Origin of the sequence: Microbacterium sp. NPDC089696, from assembly GCF_044749125.1 — a bacterium.
Classification (GTDB): Bacteria; Actinomycetota; Actinomycetes; order Actinomycetales; family Microbacteriaceae; genus Microbacterium.
The window spans coordinates 260,429-284,186 of sequence record NZ_JBIVHF010000002.1 but is presented as its reverse complement, the minus strand read 5'-3'; the positions used below and the strand labels follow the sequence as shown (position 1 = coordinate 284,186).

Here is a 23,758-nt window from a genome sequence, read left to right as displayed (position 1 = left end):
ACGGAGACTGCGAGTTCACGGGCAGGGAGCGGCAACGGCGCCCGTACTGCCTTAGATGAACGCGAAGCGTGATCCTTCTGTTACTCGACGAGCGCAAAGTAGAAGCGCCGGTCGCTACACGTTGGGCGATGGAGGCCTGGACGCTCAGCGGGGCGTGATGGTTGCCACTAGCTTGATACGGGGCGGCGCCTCCGCCCGACACAGAGGGGAAACAGTATGACGAACACTTATGAGTCTGTTGAGCGGACAGAACAGGAAATCCAAGGTGCGCCAGTCTATGGGCGCGGCGGGGGGTTCTGGTGGGCTTCGTTGAGCTTTGGAGTCGGCGCCGCACTTGGCGCCCTTTCGGCGCTCTATACAGTCGAGATCGCGGCTTTCGTGCTGCAATCGGACACCGAGAAGCTTGTTGAACTGAACTCTCTCCCTGCGCGTGTTGCTCTCGTCGTCGCGGTTGCGGCATTCATCGCGTTCATCGGTATCGCTCTCGATGTCGTTCACTCGTCCGAGAGCCCGCGGGTCAACCTTGCGGTTCGGTGCTTTGCGCTCGCAGCTGGAACGACTGCGTTCATCGGCTCATGGCTGGCACTTCCGTTCGCGCTGAACACGGCGTTGACGATCTTGGTGACGACGTTGCTCATCGCGGTCATCGTCGGAACGCTGATCGTGGGCGTCGTCCTGAACTCCCGGAAGGCGAAGTCCTCGAGAGCTCGGTCGTAAGTCGCCGGGCTCGTTCTGGGCGACTTCTCGAACATGTTCTGCAGCGGTCTCGGAGGCAGGCAGCACTGATGGAACACGTGAGGGGTTGAAGCGGGCCTGAGCTCTCGCCAGTTGCAGATCCTGGGCCGCCTTCGATGCGGCAAGCTGCCTATCGTGCCGAAGCTGCCCACGCAGCACGATGAGCGCCGCGCCGGCTGCGAGCAGTGCTCCGAACAGGGTGGAAGCGATGTTTACCGCTGTCTGAGGCTTTATCAGCAAGCAGCCTAACTCAATGATCCATGAGGAGGAGGAACACACCATAGAGCGACCCTACGCGGAGTGAGTCGCAGGTCACGCAGCCGTCGGTTCGCCGCCCTTTCGGAGGCATTGATGTGACGTCGGTGCTTCTCGGGTGCGCAGACTGGCGCGCGACGAAGTCCGAAAGAATCGGATGTTTACGACAGCGCAAGCCGGAAGGAACCGGGCACTTCAGTTCCCGCCAGCCACTGTGAACGCATGAGCGCCTCGGAGTCCGACATTGTGCAGACGTAATCAGCCAAGGCGCGGTAGTGCTCAGGCCGGAGCACCTTGCGGTGTGGGAGCTTGTCGGGATTGGCGGGCACCGCTACTTGGTTCAGCGCGAGGATCGTCAGCAGCATAGGTGGCAACGAGTGCAGCTTCGGTTCTGTGCAGATCCAATCAGCGAGGCCATCCATGAGGATCTCCACAGTTCGCGTCTGAGCTCGCTGCATCGACCCCATCCGCGGACGTGAGACCAGGTAGTGGCGGGTAATCGACTTGAGTACCTGCATCTGGTGCCAGGCCTCCGAAGTGAGGAAGACTGATGGGCCGCCGGCGTAAGGCGGTTCCGTATCCAGTTCGATGGCATTGAAGAATTTGCTGACGAACCCGCGAAGCTGAAGTCGCAGGCCCATCCCGAAATCCTGCTCCTCCGGATCCTTCAAGCGCCCGAGGAAAGTGTCAACGTCGTGCAATGCGGCCGCATGGTCTCGGTCATTGAAGAACCGTTTGTAGCGCTCGTGATATTTCTCGGTCTTCATGAAGACGGGTGTTGCGACGAAGGTGCTCTTCTTCTTCGTGAAATCTGCGGCGGTGAAGTCTTCGTCTACGCGGTGCCGCGGAGTGATGCCCGCCCGGCTCAGCGACGTCAAGATGTCCCGTCGTACGAGTCCGACATCAATGAGACCTGCCGCCAAGAAGTCTTCGAGATCGTGGATGGCGTACGCCACATCGTCTGCGAGATCCATAATTGACGCTTCGACGGTCTGATGCCCGGGGTCCGCCTCCCCTTCGTCAAGTCCGAGCACGCTTGCGCGCACCGACGCGAGACGTTCCGCGTCGTCGAGGTACGCACCGAACTTCCGGTTGTCCTTATCCTTATACGGCTTCTTCTTCGGATACGGGTACTTCAAGATTGCTGCCAAAGTGACATCGGTCAGGTTCAGACCGAATTCCGATGTTCCTTTGATGCGGTCCAGGCGTGTCACAGTACGGAAGGTCTGCGCGTTCCCTTCGAACCCGTCCAAGACTTCATGGTCTTCCAAGTAGTCATTAAGCGCATCCTCGCCTGCGTGTCCGAACGGTGGGTGCCCGATGTCGTGAGCTAGACCCGCCGCTTCGCACGCGGCAATGTCGAGCCCACCATTCGCGACGACGACGTCGATCCACTTGGGGTGGTCCGGGAGGGAACGCACGATGTGATCCGCGATCTCTCGAGCAATCATCGCCACCTTGTGCGTATGTGATGACCGGCTGTGCATCTGCGACGAGGCGAGCTCAGGCGAGACCACCTGCGTGACTCCCGCGAGCCGACGGAGGTACTCGGAGTATCCCAGTCGCCCTCGGTCGCGTTCCGCAGGAGTTCGATGATCCGTCGCAGCCTTCACGGAGGTATCCCCGCGTCGGTGGCGTCGAAACTCCCGTTCGGGATCGATGACAGATCCGTCAGCAAGCTTGTCGAGAGGCGAGGCGAGACTATCCTTGGTCACCGGCTCAGCGTACTAGTTCGCGCGCTTTATACGAGTTCAAGCATCCCAGAGCGAAGGTCGGCCGTGAGCCTATGGTCGGCGACCGCTGAGTTCACGATGTAGGGAACCTCCGACAAAGGTAGACCCGTGATGTCCGCGACGACGGGCACAGCGTCACTCATGCGCATCGAACCGCCCTCGGATGCTACGACCTGCACAAGCTCCTCAATGAGGTTCCTGAGCTGCTGTGCGCGTGATTCTACGGGCGGCGATGCGATGGTCATCAGAATCCCTCCAGGTGAGCGTCGACTACCAGTCTAACGTTTGGGAGCCACAAACCATACCCTACGGCACCAACATCCGTCGCTTTCTGGGCCGGCGCGGCGAGCGTGTTCGGCTGACAGTGTACCGTGAGCGAAGGCTGAGCTAGAGGAAGGGGAAGAAATGGTCGCTGCGGCGGAACCGCTGGCGGAGCACGTGGTCGCGGCTGACGTACATCCGGCCGTCAAGCCCCCGACATCGAAGCACTACTCGCGAGAATACGCGGCGCTCGTCCGAGAGTACGTAGGGCAACCCGTAGACACCAGCTTCCGCGAGTTGGTCGGCCCACTTCCTGCCAGCGAGTACACACATGGCCTGTACCCGTATCCGGCCCGGCTTCTCCGCCACATTCCCCGTTTTCTCCTATCCACAGATGCCGTCGTCGCGGACATCGATACAGTCTTTGACCCGTTTGTCGGTTCCGGGACCGTGCTCCTCGAAGCACAGCTTCGTGGATACGCATCCATCGGGGTAGAGCAGAACCCTGTTGCCGCGTTAGTGAGCCGCGTCAAGGTGTCTCAGGGGTCACATGCTCACTCCGCGCGCATATTGAACGAGGCGATGGTTGCGGCCAAACGTCGCCGGCGTACCATTCTTCCCTCGCCGCTCCTCACACGCTGGTATTCAGAGGGATCGCTGTCCGCCCTCGGGCGCCTCGCCGCCGTAGCAGCGGAATACGACGGAGATGACCGAGATCTTCTGGAACTCTGCCTCGCTCTTACTGCGAGGCGCATGTCGACGACAGACCCTCGGATACCCGTGCCGGTGAAGAGCGCCCGGAACGCGGCCGCTTCCTCCTCGGACGTATGGAGCCAGTGGGCGCACCAGAGTGCCTCGATTGTCGCAAAGCTCGTTACCTTGCCGCCACAGCGCCCCAATGCGGATGTTCGCGCGGGCGATGCTCGGAATCCTGCGTTGTGGCCCAGCAGCGAACAAGCGGCGAAGACGCTGCTCTTGAGCAGTCCTCCCTATGGAGCCGCGCAGAAGTACGTCCGCAGCACCAGCTTGGAAGCCGCCTGGTTGGGTCATGCCCCGACCGGGAAGACCGTGCACCTCGAGCACGGCAGCATCGGGCGGGAACATCTCTCCCTGCAGGACCTGGACCTGAGCGTCTCGCAACTAAGCAGCGCACATCTCAGGAGTGCGCTCACCGCCATCGGGGAGAAGAACCCGCGTCGAGGCGCCATCTACATCGCGTACTTCGCAGACATGCAACGGATCTTTGAGAACGCGCGCGACGTCGGAATGAGACGGATCGCGCTGGTCTCGGGCGACAACTATGTGACGGGCGAGATCCTGAGGACAAGCCAGCACCTTGCGGATATCGTTCAGTCGATGGGATACCGACGGGCTCTCTCACTGCGCGATCCAATCCGAGGCAGAACGCTCCTGACATCCAGGAAGAACGGTGTCCCGGCACCGGCGGAGTACATCGAGATCTTCGAGATGGCCGACCGTGATTGAGCTGGGCGGCTTGGATGAAGACCTGGCATCCATTCGGAAACGAATCATGGTGTTGTCTGACAGCATTTGGGAAGGCAACGGGAGCACGGAGGATGTGAACCTCTGGCTGGAGAACTTCACAGGGAAAACCGACGACGTCTCCGCAGAAGTCGAACAGTACCACGCAGCACACTTGCTCTCCCACTTCACCTACTTCGGGCTTCGCGAACTTCGAGAGCTCCTCAAGGCGCTGTACCGAGACCTCTTCCGCTACGCGCTGATTCAGAAAATCAGGGAGGCTTCCGATGGGAGTGCCGACCCTAAGTTACTACGAGAGGCTTTTGACGATGCCCTCGCGCAGACACGCTTTCTCGGGGTGGGCAACCCCGCCGAGAGCGGTACGCATCTTCTCTACTACTTCAGGCAAGAAAACCGTCTCCCCAAAGAACTCTTTCCGAACCCGTATGAGGTCCTTCGCGCTTCGCACGATGAAGGCTTCCGCATCGCGGACCCGATGGTGCGACGACTCGTCTTCATCGACGATGTCGTCGGGACGGGACGGCAAGCCGCGGAACACAATGTTGCGTTCATCGACCACGTCCGTCGGGCCGCTGAACTCAGCGAGCAACCTATCGAGATCTGGTACCTCACACTCTTCGCGGCGCCGAAAGGCATGGAGATCGTCAAAGAGCTCGGATTCGACCACTCAGCTGCCGTCCATGAACTGAACGCGTCGCAGCTCGCCTTCAGCGAAGAGTCGCACGTGTACGCCGCACCGCCCGAAGGGATCAGCCGCGAGACCGCCAAGGCCATCGCCGAACGCTACGGCGCGGACCTCGTGATTGGGGACACGACGGGATATGGCGACGGCGAACTGATGCTCGGCTTACACCACAACGTCCCGGACCATACCTTGCCGATCTTCTGGGTACAGCGGGCCTACGGTCCGTGGAATCCAATGTTCCGCCGCTATCCGAAGGAGCTGAACGGCTAGTGCGAAGCCCGTTTGACATCACGAAGGCTGTCGACCTCAACGACCCCCAGATCGAACACACCTATGTGTCGTTCGGCGGTAGAGACCGGTCTATCGTCGACCCTGCCAGCGCGATGCCTCAGTTTTTGACCGGGCTGAAAGGCGGCGGTCGCACTCATCTTCTACGGCACTACTCGTACCCGCTGCAGAAGACGCGCAACGAACGCCCCCTCAGCCAGGTGCGGGCCGATGGCTACATCGGGATCTATTTTCGATGCGGGGGCCTGAATGGAAGCCGCTTCCAAGGGAAAGGTCAGTCAAAGGAGGCATGGGCTTCGACTTTCGCCTATTACATGGATCTGTGGATCACGGAACTCCTCATCGCGACCATCGCTGACGTGAACGAGTCGGAGCAGTGGAGTGATGAGGAAGCCGCCGGCGTGTACCTTGCGGTCGCGCGAGCGCTGCAGGTCTCCACGTCCGAAGCGGCTGGGGTCTCCCGACCGCTATCGGTGATCTTGGACTACATCACGCAGCTTCGTCGCGAAATCGACTGGGCGGTGAACAACGCTGCGCACACCGGGAGTCTCGGCGTCGTTGTGAGGTCGAACCCCGGGGAGCTCATTTTTGCAACCGCAGCGGCGGTCGCCACGCTCCCGGGTCTTGAGGGCGTCACCATTTCGTTTCTCGCCGACGAGTACGAAAACCTCACGGAAGAGCAGCAGGTGTACTTCAACACTCTCATTCGAGAGAAGGAAGCGCCTGCGACTTTTCTCGTGGGCGGGCGCAGTTGGGGAATCCGGACGTTCGAAACACTCAGCGCCGGCGAAGTGAACAAGAAGGGCAGCGAGTACGAGCTCTACCCGATTGACTCGGCCTACTCCAGCAAGCCGCGTCAGTACTATCACTTCTGTCGAGACCTGATTATGAGGCGTCTTATTGCGTTCAACCTCGATGAGCAGGAAGCAGAAGGCTGGATCTCCAGACTGTCGTTCGAGGCCGACGACCGTCTTTACACCAACCGGCTCCACGCCGTCACGACCCGCTACCCAGCGCTCGAGCGACCATACCTGGCTCGCTTGCGCAGTGCCGTGAAGACGGCGGTGGGTGCGGACGTCGCAGACGAAGTCATACACGTGGTGAGTATGCCCGAGCATCCGCTCATCGAGAAGCTCGCCGTTCTTCGTTTCTACCAGTTGTGGTCCGGTGGGCTGAGGCCGACTTCGGGTTTGGCAAAGGCGTCGCGAGACTTCGTTGCCCCGCTTGTCGACGGCGCCGAAGGCGCGGAGCTGATGAACTTTTTCAAGCACCGTAAGAGCGATGCGGTCGCTCAGATCTACGCGGACGTTGGGCGCCAGACCGCGTACGCCGGTTTCACGGAGCTGGTCAGCTTGTCGGGGTTTCTACCTCGCAATCTGCTGATGATCCTGAAGTACGTCTGTCACTGGGCCCAGTTCCACGGAGAGAACGTCTTCCGCGGTTCCACTCCGATATCGGAGCAGGCGCTCAGCGAGGGAGTGCTTGACGCGTCGCGATGGTACCTGTCGGATGCCAAGCCTCTCGGCCAGCAGGGAGAGGAGTGCGAGATCGCGATCCGAAGGCTCGGTCAGTACATGCACTCGATCCGGTACGCGGACAAGCCCAGCGAGATCGACATCTCGACCTTCTCCACGAGCCTGACTCATGTTTCGCCGGATGCGCTCGCCGTCTTGGAACGCTGCGCGAAGCACGGGCTACTCATCGAAGTCAAGGGAGGGCGCTCCGGACGCAACCATGGAGCGCGTCATCGTAAGTTCCAACTTCATCCCATGCTGACACCTTTGTGGGGGCTGCGGCCCGGCCGTCGGGGGGACGCGACACTGGAGCGCGCCACGGTGGAAGCGATCTTCAGCCCGAAGGTAGAGGACCTCGCGTTCCAGCAGGTAAGAGAAACGCTCGAGACGTCATTGAATGGCCCCTTTCGGGTCGTCTCCGACGAGGAGGACCGGCTGTGGTGACGCCCGTCGAGTACGCGGCGTTCAAGAGAAACCGGTTAGATCACGACGAAGTCAGCACGCGGCACTATGACCTTTTTCTGACGGCGCTCAACGACTCACCCCGCGTGCACGCGCTGGCCGGCGCGGTACATGCCTCCCGCAAAGTGTGGCTCGTTCATGACGAGTACGGGTATACCGCTGATGAACTACCCGAAGAGGAAGTGATCCACGCGCCTCATGGATCGAGTCCCGCAGAGTCGTGGGTGCATGTGCTTGAAGAACTGAGCGGCTCTGGACCGATACAGGACATGTCCATCGCGATTGACATCACGGGGATGATGCGCCCCCACATTGTGATGCTGCCGTTTGCGTTGAGGACCGCGGGCATCTCAAAGGTCACGGTCTTCTACTCAGATCCCGACTCGTACAAGCTGGGCGAACGAACAACGTTCACGCGTGGTCCGGTCTCCCGCGTAGGGCTGGTTCCCGGTATGGAGGGTGCGCACTCAAATCATCCAAGTCCGCGCGATGCACTGATTGTGGGCGCCGGATACGACCACAATCTGATTACAGCAGTGGTCGAAGATAAGCCGAACGCGGAGCACATCATCCTGATGGGACTCCCCGGGCTTCAGCCTCACATGTATCAGGAGAGCATGCTGATGCTGGCCAACTCAAGCAACTCCATCCGCCACCACCGGTCCGCGTCGCACATCTACGCCCCAGCGAACGATCCGTTCGCTACCGCACACGAGCTGTCGACGAAGGTCGAAGCAATGGGTGAACTAGACCACCTCTATCTGAGTGCGGTCGGGGCGAAGCCACACGTGCTCGGTTTCGCTTGGTACTACTGGTGCGAGGGAGTCACCCGCAACGCGAGTTTCCTCGTACCGTTCGCGGATAGATACGACCGCGAGACTTCCAAAGGAGTCGCAGCAGTACACGAGTACATTCTCGAGCTCGACTTCGTGCGTCTGCCCGAGCCTCCTCCCCCTGCGGTGCTGCGCTGAGCCGCTGGGCGGACACCTCTCCATCTCTGCGGGCCACTCCACCCGGACACCGCTTACTGAAGGGGGACCGCGTTGCTCGCAGAAGCGAACGCGTCGTCGCGCAGCTCCCGAACTGAGCGCGGCAGTAGCACCGGTCTCAGGTGTTTCGGGTGCAGGTCTGCGTTCCGAGGGCGGGCAAGCCGAGCCCGCATTCGTCGGCAACGGCAGTCGCCGTCTTTGCTGCGCCAGATCTCAGGCGGGAGCGGGCGACGCGGAGACGTACGTGGGAATAGCCGAAGGATCCGTTGGGAAACGCATGGGAATAGGGCTTTGTGAGCTCTGTAGAGAGTAGGCCGAAAGGAGATACGGGAAAGCCCCTGGATGAAGGTCTGGGCCGGGGAGTCCGCGAAGGCGCCCGAGTAACCATGCAGTGCGGTTGAATCGGACCATGGGGATCGTGGATTCGAGCAAACTGCCGACCGGTAACCGAGCGCGTGCCGCTTTCATCGCTGCGCTGGAGGCGAGCGATGACCGCGTCGAACGTCACTACCTCGAATTGAAGAGCGGCTTCGATCTGACCAGCAAGGCTGACAGGCGCAAGGTCGTGAAGTTCATCCTCGGCGCCTCTCATCGCGACCCTGCCAAGGCCGCGCGCCACTTCAACGGATACGCAGTGATGGTGCTGGGTCTGACCCGCGACGGTGTTGCAGGGGTGCCGAAGTTCGAGCTCATGGACCTGGAGCGCGACATTGACACGTTCGCGGGCACGGACCCGCCGGGATGGGACGTCGACCTTGTCCCGGCCTCGGGCGGACGTGACTACGTCATCGTTATCGTCGATCCGCCGGACGATAAGATCCGCCCGGTGCTGCAGTCCAGCGACGCGCTGCAGAGTGGCGACGTGTACATCCGTGTGGAGGGTGCCACGCGTAGGGCGACTGGGCCCGAGCTCGTCGCGATGATGAGGCGGGCGCAGGGGCAGGGTCAGGGGCCGGTCCTCGACGTCAGCGTCGAACCATCGGGGATCTTGCAATCGCTGGTCATCGACGTTTCCGAGCTTCGGAACCTCATCGATTGGCATCGAGACCACTTCGAAGCTCAGCTTGAAGACACCGCGCCTCGTTCACCTTTTCCGGTACTCCAGGGCTCATTCTCCTCGGACCGTCGCAGTCACCAAGAGTTTCTCGACGCCGTGGAGAGGTGGCGTGATGAAGCCCTGGATGAGCCCGAATCCGGGCTTCACGACCTCGCATCGCAGATGAGCCGACCGTTCCTCCTGAAAATCAGCAACAACAAGATGACGTCGCTGAAAGAGGTCAGGTTGGAGCTGACGTTCGACGCCCCGGTGACAGCTCTGTACTGGCGGGAGCAGGACAACACTTTTGATCTGTATGCGGATCGGCCCAAGAGCTGGGGGACCGACTCGTATCTCACGCCGTCGCTCAGCGGACTGCGACCGCTTGTTGCACCGCACGCGTTCGAGGGGGCGATACGCATTGCGACACAGCGCCCGGCTGAGCTCGTTGTCGAGATGCGGCGACTGCATTCCGAGCAGAGCCTCAGTACTCCCGACGACGACGTGGTCCTCGTTCTGTTCGCCGACGGACCGGACGCTATCCCTGATACCGTGACGGCGACATGGCGTCTGACTGCGGGCGAAGTGAATGAGGTGCTTCGAGGGTCATTCGAGATGGACATGTCGTGGGGAGACTGGCGTGGACCGTTGCACTCCACCATCGCCCGATTGCGGGGTGACGCCTCCGAAGAGTGCCGGTGACAACCGCTGCTCGCGTCGAAGAATGCGACATTTACCTCAGGAACTCCATGACCAGGCGGTGTGGCGGGCGTCGCGCAGCACGTCGTCCAGGTTTCCTGCTCGAAGTTGCTCGATTGCTGTGGGTGACGGTTCGCCCGACTCGTCGTCAACGGCTGCGTTCAGCCATTGCGCCCATGTCCACCTCGACTCCGTTCCGTGCGCAGCATGTGGAGAACTGTCGCGAGACTATCCACCACCCGGCCGTTCCTCACTTGAAAGGCGGGGTAAAGCAAGGTGCCCTCGACCGATTCGAGTTCGAGAAGGCTGAGCGTCGCCGCGGCCCTCGCCACCTCGTGCTCTGTCCACCCCAGTGCGCGCGCCAGAGATGCTCGCGTATAACACGGGCCGACGATGGCGGCCCACGGGTTCGTCATTGCCCGGCCGCGTCGCGGATCTCTCGAAGGCTGGGGGTGTGCATCGTCAACGTGAACATGTCGAGGAACGCGATACTGCCTTGCTGCCCGTCGCACCCGAAGCTCGCCACTCGCCGGCCGTCGTCGGTCTGACCGCCGCCCGGTGCGTGCATATGTCCGTGGGCGAGGAGGGCGGGATGAACGAGGTCCCACACCTTCGCGACGCGTCGTCGGGAGTGGAGAGAGTCGAAGAGTGCGCCGTCGGGGAAACCCATTGGGTTGGTGCGCAGGACCTCTTGTACTGCGCGCACAGGAGTGCGGTCGGGGGACTCATGTGTGAGCATCAGATCCACGTCGCCACCCTCAATAGCGGCTCGAACCTCTTCGTCCGAAATGTCCTCATCGGGCCACCAGCTGACACCTTCCCTCCTCCACGCCTTGTCGACGGAGGTGGCCCCGCCGAGGGAGAGTACTGATCGTTCCCCGATGGTCAGCCGTCCGGGCCGGGGGAGGATCCAGGTGATCTCGGAGACGCGGACAGCGTGCCCGGGGTGCGCGTTCAGCAGCGGGGTGATCTCGTTATAGACCTCGTGGTTGCCCAGCGTGACGTAGACGCGTTCGATCCCCGCCTCGATGAGGAGGGCGTCGGCGGCCGGGTCCATCGACCAGTCGCCGAGCTGCAGGATCGTGCGGATGTCGGGGGCGAGGTGGGGGATGGCCCTGGCTAACGTGCGGACCCAACCTATGTTCCCGTGCCAGTCGCCGCATAACGCGACACGGGTGTCGGGCAGAGTGATGTCTTCAGCGACCTCAAGGGCGTCCATGGGGATCCTTCCATCTGACTATTGTCGAAATTCACCATGCGTATTAATATCCGCACATGTCGAAACTACAGCTCGACACGCCGATGGTCAACGAAATTCGTTCAACGCATTGGCGGTGGCGACGACGGCCGTCGCGGTACTCCCGCGCGCATCAGTCGTTCTCGGCGTTCTCGCGCAGCCTCCCGATCCATTGCTGCGCGACCCTCCGTCAGCAGCGCCGCATGGCGCCCCCGGAGAAGCCACGGGTCCACACTGTCGCCGATGAGTTGGCGAAGTCGTCCGAGATCTTCGAGCTGCATCACGCTGTGCCCGGAGAGCATCTTCTGCAGCCGCGCGTAGGGAAAGTCGAGCGCCTCAGCCAGCGACGTCATCTGCCGCGTCTCCGAGCGTGGCATGTACAGCTGAGTGACGCCGTACGCGACGCCGTGTTGGAGGTGCGCTGCATCTCGCTGGGCGAGCTCTCGGGTCGTCAGACCATCCTCGCCGCGCCACTCGATGAGTGGCTTCCGTCCGAATTCGAGCGGGTAGAGCGCGAACTCGCGCGGGACGTAGCGAGGGTTCGACATGCCTCAGATTTTATCTTTTGGCACGTAGCGAAGCCAAAAGATCGCCGGAAGCCGTCGATCTCCGTCGCGACGCAAGGGCGACGCGCATGAGAAGAAACATGGCAAAGATAACTGGCATCAAGAAGACCCCCGGATTCGGGGTCGACCGTATCGAGTGGAAGGACGCGAAACACCGCGTCCACTCGGCCCGCGCCGTAGACCCGGCGTCGGTGGAGAAGGTCGCACCGGCCCAGCCCGCGCGGCTGCCGATGAAGTGGGACACGCAGCGCTCCTCCCAGGGCTACTACTGGTGCGCGTGCACCGAGACGATGGTCCGCTACGAGTCGATGAGCGAGTTCACCGCCCTGATGTTGTTGGACCACGTCTTCGACATCGTCGACATCATCTCCCAGCCCATGATGCTCACCTTCCAGCGCGACAACCTGCATCACGTCCCCGATGTCTTCTTCCGCACGGCGCAGGGCGAGAACATCCTCGTGGACGTCCACGACGCCGAGCGCACGACCGAGGCGGAAGCCTTGAAGTTCGAGCTCACCGCGCAGATGTGCGAGCGAATCGGCTGGCGCTTCGAGCTGTTCAACACCTTCCCCGACGTGACCCGCTGGAACCTCGAAATGATGGGCCGCTATCACCACCCGCGCTTCGAACCCGACGACGAGACCCGTGACCTGCTGCTGCACGTCGCACGCGAAGTCGGGACGTTCGGCGCCCTTCGAGATGCCCTCCGGACTGACCGCCCCGGGGAGCACCTCCCCGCCGCGTTCCACCTCATGTGGCAGCGCGCCATCCGCTTCGACCTCACCAAGCCCTTCACCGACAACACCCCTATCCACCCCGCCTAAAGAAAGCCCACACTCATGCGTAAGCCCCGCACCATCCTCATCGGACAGACCATCGAACTCACCGACGGCCTCTACAAGCTCGTCGGCTACGAAGGCGTCGTCTACCGCCTCCGCCACGAACTCACCAACGAGACCATCCTCCTGCACCAGTCCGAACTGTTCCGCCTCCTGGCGCCGGGAGAGCGACTCGACAACGTCGAGGCAGAAGCCGAGGACGACTCCAAGAAGAAGGGCAAGAAGAAGGTCCTCATGCCCATCGTCGAGGCCCTCGACCACCTCGATGCCGACACGGTCACCCTCATCCCGCACCTGCAGGAACTCGTCGACGGCACCGCGCCCGACGGGGGAGAGGCCCGAGCGAAGTACGACCCGCGGCTGCCCATGAAGGGCCGGCTCGAATGCAAGATGAAGGAGCTCGACGACCTGGGCATGCCGATGCCCTACCGGACGCTGCAGCGCCGGTTGCAGCGGTATCGCGACGGCGGTGTCGCAGCACTCGGCGACAAGCGCACCCATGACCGCAAGGAGGAGGCCTTTTCCCGCGCTGACGCGCGGGTCATCACCACCCTGCGCCGGGTGCTGAAGACGTACGCGGGACGGTCAAAGACGTCCTACGCCGTCATCCGGGCCGACCTGAAGCTGGAGCTGGAGGACGAGTACCCGCACCCGAACGACCGCCCCACCCTCCCGTCCACCTCCACCGTCGAACGGTACGTCAAGCAGCTCTCCGGCAACCAGGACCCCACGACCCTGGCGCAGCTGCGCAACACCGCAGCCCTCGTTCCGAAGCACACCTTCCGCAAGCGTGACGTCACCGCGCCCGGGGATGAGTGCCAGATGGACACGACCTGGTTCGACGCGTTCGTGCGCATGCCGGACGGGTCCGTCATCCGCCCGCACCTGACGACGCTCATGGACAAGCGCACCCGCAGCATCATCGGCTTCAACTTCACCGACGGTGCACCTGTCGCCGAAGACCACGCGTGGCTCATCGCTCGGACCCTCGTCCCGCACTCGCTGCGTCCGTGGAGCAACCAGTATGCGGAGCTCGAACTCCCAGAGATGCCGTGGGCGAAGCTCGTCGAAGACCAGGAGCACTCGTACGACACCTATCGGCCCTACATCTTCCCCCGCCGCATCCTCGTCGACAACGGCCAGGACTACCGCGGAATCGTCGTCCACGCCGCCTGCACCCGCTACGGGATGCACATCACTGAGACGCCACCGCGGACCCCGACCGGTAAGCCGCACGTCGAACGGCACTTCGACACCATCAAGACGATGTTCACCCGACACCTCCCCGGCTACGCAGGCGGCAGCCTCGCCGAGCGCAGCGCGAAGGCGGAAGAAGAGGACGTCCTCGAACTGCGCACGGTCATCGAGCTGTTCGACCGCTGGGTGAGCATCATCTGGCAGAACCGAGAGCACGAGGGTCTCACTGACCCGCTGGACCCGACGTTCGTGCACACCCCGAACACGATGTACGCCGCATCCATCGAGTACACCGGTCAGTTCATGCTCCCGCTCGGCGAAGAGGACTTCATCGCGCTGATGCCCCGCACCGACCGCACGGTCCAGGTCGACGGCATCCTCTTCCAGGGCCGCACCTATGACAGCCCGTACCTGGCGCCCATGCGTCTGCAGAAGGACGCAGACGGACACAGCATCAAGGTGTCTGTCCACTACGACCGCCTCGACCCGTCCCAGGTCTGGGTGCTCTCGCCGACCGACGGTGAGTGGATCACCTGCGGGTGGACCGACGACGCGGGGCTCCTCCGCCCGAACGAGCGCGCGATGCTCCACAACGCCCGCACCATCGGCAAGACCAGCAAGCGGTTCACCAACGAGGAAGCGCACGACTTTGTCGCACGCTCCCGCCGCGAAGCCGGTGTGGTGGAGAAGGCCCTGAAAGCCGAAGCCGCTGCCGCGAAGAAGAAGGCCGCGAAGCGCGCCACGCCCACCGACATCGAACCCGTCGTCGACCGCAGCCACGTCGCCGACGACTACCTCAACTTCGACGAGCTCGAGCTCGCCTAACCCCAGAGAAAGCACCCACACTCATGTCCCTCATCGACGACGCGCCCCTCGGCCACTTCGACCGTGAGCGCACCCTGCTCCCACTGCTGGAAAGCTATGAGACCCCGCATCCCGAGCCCATGACGCTCGACGAGTTCGCTGCGCTCGACGCATCTGCCCAGGCCGCGTTCAATGACCGTCGCGTCGACCGCATCGCCGGGAACACCGACATCCTGACCCCTGACCTGAAAGACCTCCTCCGCGAGGTACACCGCGCCTCTCTCCGGATGAGCCGCGCAGTCGGACGCACGAGCGTCATGGTCAGCGGCCCGCCGACCGCCGGAAAGACCACCGCCGCGAAGCACGTCATGGTCGACGCCCTGCGCCGCCACGAGCGGCAGCACCCGGAATGGAAAACGCTGGGGCACTCACCCATCGTGTACGTGGAGACGCCGTCCTCCTGCACCCCGAAGAACCTGATGGGTCGGTTTCTGACGTTCCTCGGCATCCGCTTCACCGCCCACACCACGGTCGAGGAGCGTACGAAACTGGTCACCGACGCCCTCATTCGCCGGCGCACCTCGCTCATCGTCATCGACGAGATGCAGAACATGGCGTTCACCGGCCGCGGGCACTCGGAAACCCAGCAAGCGACGAAGAACCTCATGAACGCCGTTCCCGCAGTCCCGCTCTACCTCGGCTTCAACCTCGAGCAGAAGCTGCACTCGGACAAGGGGCTCGGAGAGCAGTTCGCTGCTCGGTCCACCCTCGTCCGGCTCAACCACTTCGGCCGAGACACGGCTGAGGAGCGCAACCTCTGGGGTTCCATCGTCTTCGCCTTCGAATCCCAGCTCGGCCTCCTCGCCCAGACGCCAAAGTCCCTGCCGGCCGCGCACGCCGACTACCTGTGGAGCCGCACTCGTGGGTCGCTGAGCGCCCTGTCGCGGCTGCTGACCACGGTCGCGCTCGACCTCATCGACGCGGGCGACCCCACCCAAGAGTTCATCACCCGTGAACACATGGACAAGGTGCGACTCGACCTGACCAGCGAGCGCGAGTACGAGCGCGAAGTGCAGCGCGGGGCGAAGCGGAAGAAGGTGACGGCCCGTGCTGCGTGACGCGGTGGTGTCGCTTCCGGAGCGCATTCGACCGGTCGCCCACGAGACCCCTGCCAGCTTCGAACGTCGCCTGAGCGTGGCGAACGGCTACACCGAGCGCGCCTGGAACGTCGCCATCAACGACGCACTCCGTGCTGCAGCCCCGGCAGACCGGGTCAGCGTTCTCGAGATGTTCGGTGGACTGCGCCCCGGGCACTTCGCGCGCGAAGAGCGTCGAGGAGGCACATTCGAGGTCATCGGGCAGCGGTACGCGTGCGTCCTGTGCGCCCACGGTGAGCATGCAGAGCAGACGTCCCACGACGGGCCTCGCGTCTGCGGTCAGCACATGCGGTGGACGGGCCCCGACACGTCGCCGGACGACCAGTATCCCGTCGACGTGGATGTTCTCCGGGCGGACCGCGCCTACCGTCGGTTGCGGAAGGCCGGTTTCATCGACGCCGCACGTCTGAGCGAACTCCTCGCGTGCGTCGACGCCTGGACGGCGGCGGCAGTCCGCCCCATGGACCCCGCCCAGCGGTTCTACGTCGCCGTCGCACTCGCGCAGTCGTTGCCGAAGGTGTGGGCTACGCCCGTGGTGGAGGACCGTTACGCGTTGCTCGTCGCTCTCGTCGAACGAACGGTGGACTGCCGGAGCTCCGCCGTGCTTGTCGACGCTCTTTGGCTGTTGCTGCGCGCCGAGCGCTACGCCGGCCTTATCGTCGGCAGCGACGGGAAGATGGCGGGGCACGAGGATCTGCATACTCACCTGACCACGAGCTTTTACCCCCGCACTCGTCACTTGCAGGTGACGCAGATGGTCCGGCCCGACGGCATCGGCGACCGCTTCACTCACGCTGAACGATGGGACCGAGAAAACGACTACGTGTGCGTTGCCGGACACCCGTTTACCTCGACCGGCCGCCGTCTCCGGGCATCGAAGGCAAGCGGCGGCTGCGGTATCTGTGCGCGGAAGAAGGCGAGCCCAGACACCTCGCTCGCCGCGACCCACGAGCTACTGTGTAGCGAGTGGGACCACGAGAAGAACGGCGACATCAGCCCAGAGGATGTGCTCGCCGGGTCCGGAGTTAAGCGGTTCTGGGTGTGCGCGGCAATGGGCCACTCGTTCGAGGTATCACCGAACGCGAGGACCACGTCCGGCGTGGGGTGCGGGTATTGCGCCAACCTTCTCGTCGACGAGACGAACTCCCTTCGCGCCACGCACCCAGATATCGCCGCCGAGGTCAACGAGGCACTGAGCGGAGGACGCACGGCCGACAACGTCGTCGCGGGCTCCGAGTACACCATGACCTTCACGTGTTCCCTAGGGCACGACTATGAGACGACGCCGGCGAACCGGACTCGCGGCTCGCAGTGTTTGGTGTGTGCTCATCAGGTGGTCCACCTGAGCACGTGCCTGGCAACCGTCGCCCCGGACGTCGCGGCCATGTGGCACGAAACCTTGAACGGCGACCTCACCCCGTGGGACGTGTTCCCGGGCTCCATGGCCAAAGCATGGTGGAAGTGCCCGAACGGATGCGACTACGACGGGGCCATCGTCAAGCGCGTCGAGGGCGTCGGCTGCCGCTACTGCTCGAACCGCGCCGTCAGTGAGAGGAACTGCATGCGGGTTACGAGGCCGGACCTCGCCGCTGAGTTCCACCCCTGGAAGAACAACGAGCGGACACCGGACAACGTCGTGGCCGGCACCGCCCACAAGCTGTGGTGGCTGTGCATCCCGCACGGGCACGACTGGGAGGTGTCCGGCGGCAACCGCGTCCGGCAAGGCACGGGCTGCCCGTACTGCAGCGGCAAAAAAGTGTGGGTCGGGTTCAACGACATGGCGACGACCAGACCTGACATGGCCGCGGACTTCTCCCGAACCCGCAACGGCGACCTCACCCCTCAAAACGTCGTGGCCGGGACTGGCAAGCGCCTGTGGTGGGAATGCCAGACCTGCGGGCACGAGTGGCCGTCGACCGGTGATTCGCGGGCGAACAGCAAGCGAGGGTGCAAGGAGTGCGCGCGTCGCAAGAAGTCGATGTGAACGAGGGTGGTGCACCCGAACCAGAGCGGCTGGATGCCTTTGCCTATTGGCGTGCCTTTGCCTATTAACGGCCGTTCACCCGCCGTGACGCTCCTCGGTCGTATTGCCTAATGGCTTTCAGATACTCGGTACGGGCGGCGAGGATCCTTGCGCGGTCGTAAGGGTGCGGGCACGGGACTCTCGCGTCTCGCCGAATCCGCGGAGAGCGCCAGGCGGCGGACATCGCTGCTCCCGCCACGCTCTTCGTCACCCCGACGAGATGGCGATAGGAGGCTGCGATGCGCGTGTCGGCGGAGATGTCGAGGAGCGCTCGGCTCAGCGCAAGCCGTGATTGGATCTCGCTGATCTGCGTGCTGACGGTGGCTCGGGCCTCTTTACCTTCGCGGCGGCGAACAAGAAAAGGTGCTTCGGCGTAGTCTTCGACGGCTCGGAGCGCCTCCCCGTACATGAGTGCGCGTTTGTCTGCGCGGGCGTGCGTTTGCTGCCACGCGTAACCGAGGACCGCGAAACCCGCAGCGAGGATCGCGGCAATGATGGTTGCTCCGGCCTCGGACACCCAGAAACACGCATCCCATACACTGCCGCACGTCACGGCGCCACTCCCAGCCGACCGTGCGGGGCTTCATCGAACGGCCAGGTGTGGTTGCTGCTGCGCCAGTAGTCTTCGGCAAAGAGGTGGCGTGCCGCGAGAGCGAAGAGTTCGTCGAGGCCGTCGTCGGCCGTCCATCGCCGCGACGGTGGGTCGTCGGGGTAGTACAGGCACAGGCTGTCATCGGGCATGCGGTGGGGTGAGCAGGCGCCGGGGTCGGCGAAAACGCGGGGATAGTCTGCCGCCGACAGTCGATACCTTGCGTAGGGAGGGTCGCGGTAGAACTCCACACGCACGGGAACCAGATTTGGCCGCCCCAACACCTGCACCTTGAGCTCGTACGCGAGGCATCCGGGTCGCTCCGTCCTGCGCAGCGCTTCACCGTACCGTCGCCTGGCTCCGGCTTCCAGCGGGTACATCCACGCCGGATCATTCCCCCACCACCGTTGGAAGGGCAGGCCCAGAGGCTCTGCTAAACGCGGGCGGGGGAGCCCCGCGCAGGTCACCGCAGACCCCACGAGCGTACAGGTGTCGTTGTGGGGCGTGGAGTGGAGGTGATGAGTGCCGGAGCGCCGAACGTCCTCGCGGGCGCGTTGTAGAAGCGAGCTCCTTCACGCAGCACGTCCGCGCGGGAGGGCGACGGGAGCATGTGCTCGTCGTTGAACATATCGGCGAGTTCCTTGCAGGCGAGCACTGGGAAGCCGGCTTGGTCGAGCTCCGCTGCCTTCTCCAGACGTGCCGATGCGTCTCGCAGTCTCCGCAGAACCTCGGCACGCGTCGCATTCAATGAGATGGGTTTGTCGCTGACGTGGGCGGGGTCGCGAGTCTCGCCCTGCTGGAGCGAGATGATGGCGTAATCGAACCAGGTGCGCATCGCGGTGATCAGAGCGCCGTCAGCGAGCCCGGCATCCAGCGCAAGCGCCTTGATGTTCCAGGTGCACAGGGTTCTGCCGTTCATGCGGTTCCAGTGCTTGAGGAGGCGAATCGTGCGCGCGAAAACCGAGTGGGTGCGCGTGTTCGCGTCAGCGATGAGCTGCGTGTGCTTCTCCGGGTGCGAACGATCCCACTTAGTGAAACGAGGAATGTAGAGGCCATCAGCGGACGGATTGTCGATGGCGATGATGACGTCGGCGGTGAAGTCGGGCTGGCCTGGACGAATGGGGTCGCGGAATCGAATCAGGATCGACCGCTTGCGGTCACGGAACTCGATGCGGAGATCCGGGTACTGATCCGCTAACTCCCGCCGGATGATGTTCGCCGCATGCTCCTGGAGGTCTGAGGGACCCTTCTTGCCGGGGCCGTAGAGCCCGAGCGGGTTCGGGACGACTATGCCGAGGTCGACGTCGGTCAGTGGGGTGAGCGCGTCTCCATGCGCAATGCTTCCGTTGAAATAATGTCGGGAGCCGGGGAACGCAATGTGCAATGCTCGGGCGAGCGCGGCGCGTCGAGCTCGAGCTTCCCCGAGCTCGTTGTCCGTGACCTGGATGCGGGTACGCGCGACGTTGACGACCTGCTCGATGGTCGGGTACGGACGATGGGTATCCACTGGGCCTCCTTCGCTGACCGCGGCAGAGGGTCCCCCGCGGGAAGGTAGGTCGATTCAGCCCACAACGGTGAGCTTGATCACGCTACGAATTGCGCCTAGGGTCAATTTGTCCGCCAAGACAACCGGCCCCGACCTACCTGAGCCCCGCCTCGGAGTGAGTCGGGGTCGTTCTCTTCCTTCCGCTCCCATTCTACTTGCGGCATCCGACATCGGGTGAGGTATTATTTTCGCCTTAGCGGGCCTGCTCGCTCCCCGATGGGGTTGCGAGGGGCGGCGGGGTCGATAGGCCCGTAGGAGCGAACCAGTGCCGTGTGAACGGCATTTCAGCGCCCGGGGGGATGGTCCGGAACTACATGCTTGTCATTTCGACTGACCACAATGCACCGATTGTCACCGACGACACGCAGAAAGCCTCCACCATGCATGGCCCCAGTGGTCGGTATCGATGGACTGACCTCTCGAGACGCCGTCCGCACGGCTACTCGCGCGCGGAGCAAAAGACGCGTCAGACGCTGCGAAACAGGTGATGTGAGTGGCGGATCCTCACCTTGTTCTTATCGCTTACCCAGTCCGCGACCTCGGCTCGCCCGTGCTCGTCGCGGATCGTCGCGAACTCGGTCTCCCCGTCGATGATGTAGTCGTGAAGGCCTAGCAACCACGTCAGAGACTCGACTGCTGCAGCCGGTGCTTCGGGGCCAAGAACGACCTCGCGGATGGGAAGCTTGGTTCGCTGTTGGGGAGGCGGCGATGCCCACGCATCGGAGGTTCCGAGCAAGATATACGGGCGCGGACCCAACCGTCCGTCGCGGAAGCGGACTGCGGCTTTCGGGGGAGCGGCGACCGTGATTCTTGTCTCGTCCTCGTGGCGGTAGGAGGCGTGCTTAGCTTGGGCGCGGACGTCATTCCAAATGCTTCGAAGACCTGTGTGGAGAACATCGCGGTCGTCGCGCAGCTCGTCCTCTCCTCGGATCTCCCGCCATCGTGCAGCCAGATCGTCGAGGTCGTCTCGGATCGCGGCCGCCAGGTCGGATTCCGAGTATTGGACGTCCCGCCACGGCGTGACTTCTGTATCTTCGGCCCCGTCGACGACACCGAGAGGCACGCTCCGGTCAAGCCCGATAGCGCATCCCACTGATCCGGCTGACCCGTATGTGCGCCATGCATGGAAATTGTCGCTGTCACGCGACGCGCAGAGGATGAACCGGGACGAGGCGAGGAGACGCTCGTCGTTCAACGCGTACGGGCTCCCAAGCCTGAACTCTTCGTACATGAACGTCGCGCGGAAACCAAACCCGGTGCGACCGTCCTGTGTCCTCATCCCATCCAGTGCGGAACGTAGTGCTTCATGCGCGGCTCGGGTCTCGTAAGGGTCATTCTGGAACCCCACCTCCGTGGCCATGAGGGCCCTGTCTCGCAAGATGTGGATAAGAGACCCGAGCGACGTGTAATGCCACGCAAGGTTGTTACCGGACATGGTGCCTCCGCAGATCGGTCATCTGTATCGACTCCTGAAGCTGCGAACAGTCACACGGATCGCGCGTCAGACTGTAGGCGGCGTCTATGCGCGCGCGGGCGGATCCGGGTACACCGTGAGGTCCACCACATCTGCGACCCGCTTGTAGGTGACCAGCTTCTTGGGTTCGGGATCATCTGTCTGGCTGATCCCGACGACCTTGAACACCCCAAGAAATCGGTAGTACTCGGCGAGCGTTACTGGGTCCTTGAATTTCGCGAACGTCACGCTGCGAAGATCAGGGTCGTAGGTGTAGCTCCCGTCGCGCTTTTGCACCTCCTCGATGGTCATCTCATCGGGGCTGAGAGTGTTCTTCCAGTCGTCCCTCGATGGCCGCCCCCTCTGCTCGAGGACCGGCATCCACAACTGCAGGTCGGTGCCGAGAGACATCGTGGCATGCTGATAGTGCAGATGGTTCTTGCCGAACAGCGCGCACACCTGCGGCGTGCGGGGCATCTGGGCGTCATCTCGGGTCGTGATCTGTCCCACTGACCGCCAGTACATGGGGTCGTAGCGATTGCCGTAGAAGAACGGCACGAAGGTGCCGCTGTCGATGGCTCCTTTCTTCCACTGGCGAATCTCGTCGATGAGCTCATCGACCTGCTCTTTCAAATCGTCGAGTGAGCTGGCGTCTGCCTCGCCCACGACCCTGATCTGGATGCCGGCGGTCTCGGCGACGGCGTGCTGGCGAGCGTGGTCGAACTGCTTGTTGGCGCTGGTGATGTGGTGGCGTTCGTTGACTTCGACCCCTACACCGAACTGTGGAAGGTACAGATCCAGCAGGGCCAGCTTCCCATCACGCAGGCGAATCGGCTGTTGCGTGACCAGCTCGATCTCCGGGTCGGCGAGCAGGTGCAGGACCCGGCTGACCGCGTACACCTCATGCCCCTTGCCACTGATGGAACTCAACATCCTGGCGTAGAAGTCCACCTCTGTCGGCATGACCCACCGCTTTCGGGTGCGCGTGGTGGCGCCTCCTCCATTGGTGTCCGGATCGTTGTTTCTGGCGTTCGTGCTCATCGTTCCCCCTCCGGCCCGCAGTCTGCGGGCACACGCGACGACCCTATCGAAGAGGGGAGGGGTCTCCGCGGATGCCAGGGCGTCTGAAAGCACGTACGAGGAATCCGGTTGAGCTCTCATCGTGGTGACGGCCAACGGGAGGTCACGCAGGATCGCGGCGTTCTCCTCGTGCGCACGGGAAGTACTATTCCGACGGCCCTGCATCTCCTCTGGCCGGTGCCCGAGCGGGAGGCGGACGGTGTGCGCGAGAGCCGATGACATCTGGACGTTGCGGGCCTGGCCGGCGTCGGACTGAGCCGCGTCGGTCGTATGCCACCGCCCGGACCCCACGATTGCGCGAAGGCGCTCACGGATCACCTCCAACTGCGCAAGAGGGAAGAGCACGGCGGCAAGGACATAGAAACTGTTCCCGCCGAGAGCTTGGGCGGGAGTCCGGTAGGACTCGTCGATGAAAGCTGCCATCGTGCCCCTCGCCTGAGCGAACATGGAATCGAGCGGGCTGACGGCGACGGTGGCGGTTTCGGGCACGTTCCTATTCTTGCGTAGCGTTCGGCCCCTAATTCTGTTCACGTCGTGAAGCGCCCAGTTGGTCCGGGTAGACGACAAGTACGCGCACAGCCTGTGGCGGAGGACAGGCGGCAGGAGCCGGTCACGGACGTAGACGATGCACGGATTCTGTCCTCGTTCGGCTCCTCTGCGCGCTCGAATAGGCGTGGCGGGTACGCGCAGGCGTTGGTTGCCGGTGAGGACCGCGCATGGGGCATGAGAGCGGCCGTACGGCTTCTTGCCCCCCCAGATCTCCCAGGACCTCCCCATGAATTCGGCCGACGCCCATTCGTTCGTACGCGACAACATCCTTGTGTCCGCATGGGGGCGAGATCAAGACAACATCGACTTCTACCAAGTGGTTCGAGCGACGCCGAAGACTCTCGTCGTGCGACGGATCGAGTCACGGATCACTGAGATCGTCGGGCGCACTGAGGTCACCGTCGTCGCGGTGCCTGGCTCGCTTCGCGGCGACGCACTACGTCGTCGCCTCGTTCACGACCAGGGTGTGTGGTCCGTGTACGTATCGGGCTGGGAGCGGGCAACGCGGTGGGATGGAGCGCCACGGTTATCGACGCGATACGCCTGAACGCCTTCACC

The 23,758-nt window shown here is 63.2% G+C and carries 18 protein-coding genes; 10 read left to right on the top strand and 8 right to left on the bottom strand.

From position 1 onward, the window contains the following. The first annotated feature begins 216 nt into the window (after positions 1-216). Positions 217-717 (top strand): hypothetical protein, encoded by a 501-nt coding sequence (locus ACIPY8_RS11640; protein ID WP_400818224.1) that lies wholly within the window; start codon positions 217-219, stop codon positions 715-717. A 434-nt stretch (positions 718-1,151) separates the two neighbouring features. Here ACIPY8_RS11640 and dgt read toward each other — a convergent pair whose 3' ends face one another. Then, positions 1,152-2,705 (bottom strand): dGTP triphosphohydrolase, encoded by a 1,554-nt coding sequence (gene dgt / locus ACIPY8_RS11635; RefSeq protein ID WP_400818221.1) that lies wholly within the window; start codon positions 2,703-2,705, stop codon positions 1,152-1,154. Positions 2,706-2,731: 26 nt separating this feature from the next. Then, the gene (locus ACIPY8_RS11630; RefSeq protein WP_400818218.1) at positions 2,732-2,968 is read right to left on the bottom strand and encodes a hypothetical protein; all 237 of its coding nucleotides are present in this window, start codon (positions 2,966-2,968) and stop codon (positions 2,732-2,734) included. Positions 2,969-3,128: 160 nt separating this feature from the next. Between ACIPY8_RS11630 and ACIPY8_RS11625 the strand changes: the two genes are divergently transcribed. The 5 genes from ACIPY8_RS11625 (at position 3,129) to ACIPY8_RS11605 (ending at position 10,163) form a co-directional block, all read left to right on the top strand. Continuing rightward, complete coding sequence (locus tag ACIPY8_RS11625; RefSeq protein ID WP_400818215.1) at positions 3,129-4,469, top strand: hypothetical protein; 1,341 nt, start codon at positions 3,129-3,131, stop codon at positions 4,467-4,469. Beyond that, complete coding sequence (locus tag ACIPY8_RS11620) at positions 4,462-5,442, top strand: hypothetical protein (protein WP_400818212.1); 981 nt, start codon at positions 4,462-4,464, stop codon at positions 5,440-5,442. The genes ACIPY8_RS11625 and ACIPY8_RS11620 overlap by 8 nt, the downstream gene beginning before the upstream one ends. Next, positions 5,442-7,418 (top strand): hypothetical protein, encoded by a 1,977-nt coding sequence (locus ACIPY8_RS11615; RefSeq protein WP_400818209.1) that lies wholly within the window; start codon positions 5,442-5,444, stop codon positions 7,416-7,418. Before ACIPY8_RS11620 ends, ACIPY8_RS11615 begins: the two co-directional genes overlap by 1 nt. Next, positions 7,412-8,407: a hypothetical protein gene (locus ACIPY8_RS11610; RefSeq protein ID WP_400818207.1), complete on the top strand. Its 996-nt coding sequence runs from the start codon at positions 7,412-7,414 to the stop codon at positions 8,405-8,407. Before ACIPY8_RS11615 ends, ACIPY8_RS11610 begins: the two co-directional genes overlap by 7 nt. Positions 8,408-8,834: 427 nt before the next feature. After that, positions 8,835-10,163, top strand: coding sequence for a hypothetical protein (locus tag ACIPY8_RS11605; RefSeq protein ID WP_400818204.1), 1,329 nt, complete (start codon positions 8,835-8,837; stop codon positions 10,161-10,163). Positions 10,164-10,572: 409 nt separating this feature from the next. Here ACIPY8_RS11605 and ACIPY8_RS11600 read toward each other — a convergent pair whose 3' ends face one another. Both ACIPY8_RS11600 and ACIPY8_RS11595 read right to left on the bottom strand, forming a co-directional pair. Beyond that, complete coding sequence (locus tag ACIPY8_RS11600) at positions 10,573-11,379, bottom strand: metallophosphoesterase (RefSeq protein WP_400818203.1); 807 nt, start codon at positions 11,377-11,379, stop codon at positions 10,573-10,575. Between the two features lie 101 nt (positions 11,380-11,480). Continuing rightward, on the bottom strand, positions 11,481-11,945 hold the full coding sequence (locus ACIPY8_RS11595; RefSeq protein WP_400818201.1) for a hypothetical protein: 465 nt from the start codon (positions 11,943-11,945) through the stop codon (positions 11,481-11,483). 98 nt (positions 11,946-12,043) lie between these two features. Here ACIPY8_RS11595 and ACIPY8_RS11590 point away from each other — a divergent pair, with 98 nt between their 5' ends. The 4 genes from ACIPY8_RS11590 to ACIPY8_RS11575 all read left to right on the top strand — a co-directional run bounded on the left by ACIPY8_RS11590 (position 12,044) and on the right by ACIPY8_RS11575 (position 17,944). After that, the gene (locus tag ACIPY8_RS11590) at positions 12,044-12,787 is read left to right on the top strand and encodes a TnsA-like heteromeric transposase endonuclease subunit (protein WP_400818200.1); all 744 of its coding nucleotides are present in this window, start codon (positions 12,044-12,046) and stop codon (positions 12,785-12,787) included. A 15-nt stretch (positions 12,788-12,802) separates the two neighbouring features. Further along, positions 12,803-14,824, top strand: a complete 2,022-nt coding sequence (locus ACIPY8_RS11585; protein WP_400818197.1) for a Mu transposase C-terminal domain-containing protein — start codon at positions 12,803-12,805, stop codon at positions 14,822-14,824. Positions 14,825-14,943: 119 nt separating this feature from the next. After that, on the top strand, positions 14,944-15,921 hold the full coding sequence (locus ACIPY8_RS11580; protein WP_400818194.1) for an ATP-binding protein: 978 nt from the start codon (positions 14,944-14,946) through the stop codon (positions 15,919-15,921). Then, positions 15,911-17,944: a zinc-ribbon domain-containing protein gene (locus tag ACIPY8_RS11575; protein WP_400818191.1), complete on the top strand. Its 2,034-nt coding sequence runs from the start codon at positions 15,911-15,913 to the stop codon at positions 17,942-17,944. The genes ACIPY8_RS11580 and ACIPY8_RS11575 overlap by 11 nt, the downstream gene beginning before the upstream one ends. A 588-nt stretch (positions 17,945-18,532) precedes the next feature. On the opposite strand, the gene ACIPY8_RS11570 is transcribed toward ACIPY8_RS11575, so the two are convergent. The 4 genes from ACIPY8_RS11570 to ACIPY8_RS11555 all read right to left on the bottom strand — a co-directional run bounded on the left by ACIPY8_RS11570 (position 18,533) and on the right by ACIPY8_RS11555 (position 23,140). Next, entirely contained in the window at positions 18,533-18,952 is a 420-nt protein-coding gene (locus ACIPY8_RS11570) for a hypothetical protein (protein WP_400818189.1), read from the bottom strand. An 83-nt stretch (positions 18,953-19,035) separates the two neighbouring features. Further along, positions 19,036-20,079, bottom strand: a complete 1,044-nt coding sequence (locus tag ACIPY8_RS11565) for a nucleotidyltransferase (protein ID WP_400818187.1) — start codon at positions 20,077-20,079, stop codon at positions 19,036-19,038. A gap of 505 nt (positions 20,080-20,584) precedes the next feature. Further along, positions 20,585-21,553 (bottom strand): DUF2971 domain-containing protein, encoded by a 969-nt coding sequence (locus tag ACIPY8_RS11560; protein ID WP_400818184.1) that lies wholly within the window; start codon positions 21,551-21,553, stop codon positions 20,585-20,587. Between the two features lie 84 nt (positions 21,554-21,637). After that, the gene (locus ACIPY8_RS11555; protein WP_400818181.1) at positions 21,638-23,140 is read right to left on the bottom strand and encodes an AbaSI family restriction endonuclease; all 1,503 of its coding nucleotides are present in this window, start codon (positions 23,138-23,140) and stop codon (positions 21,638-21,640) included. Positions 23,141-23,758: the final 618 nt, after the last annotated feature.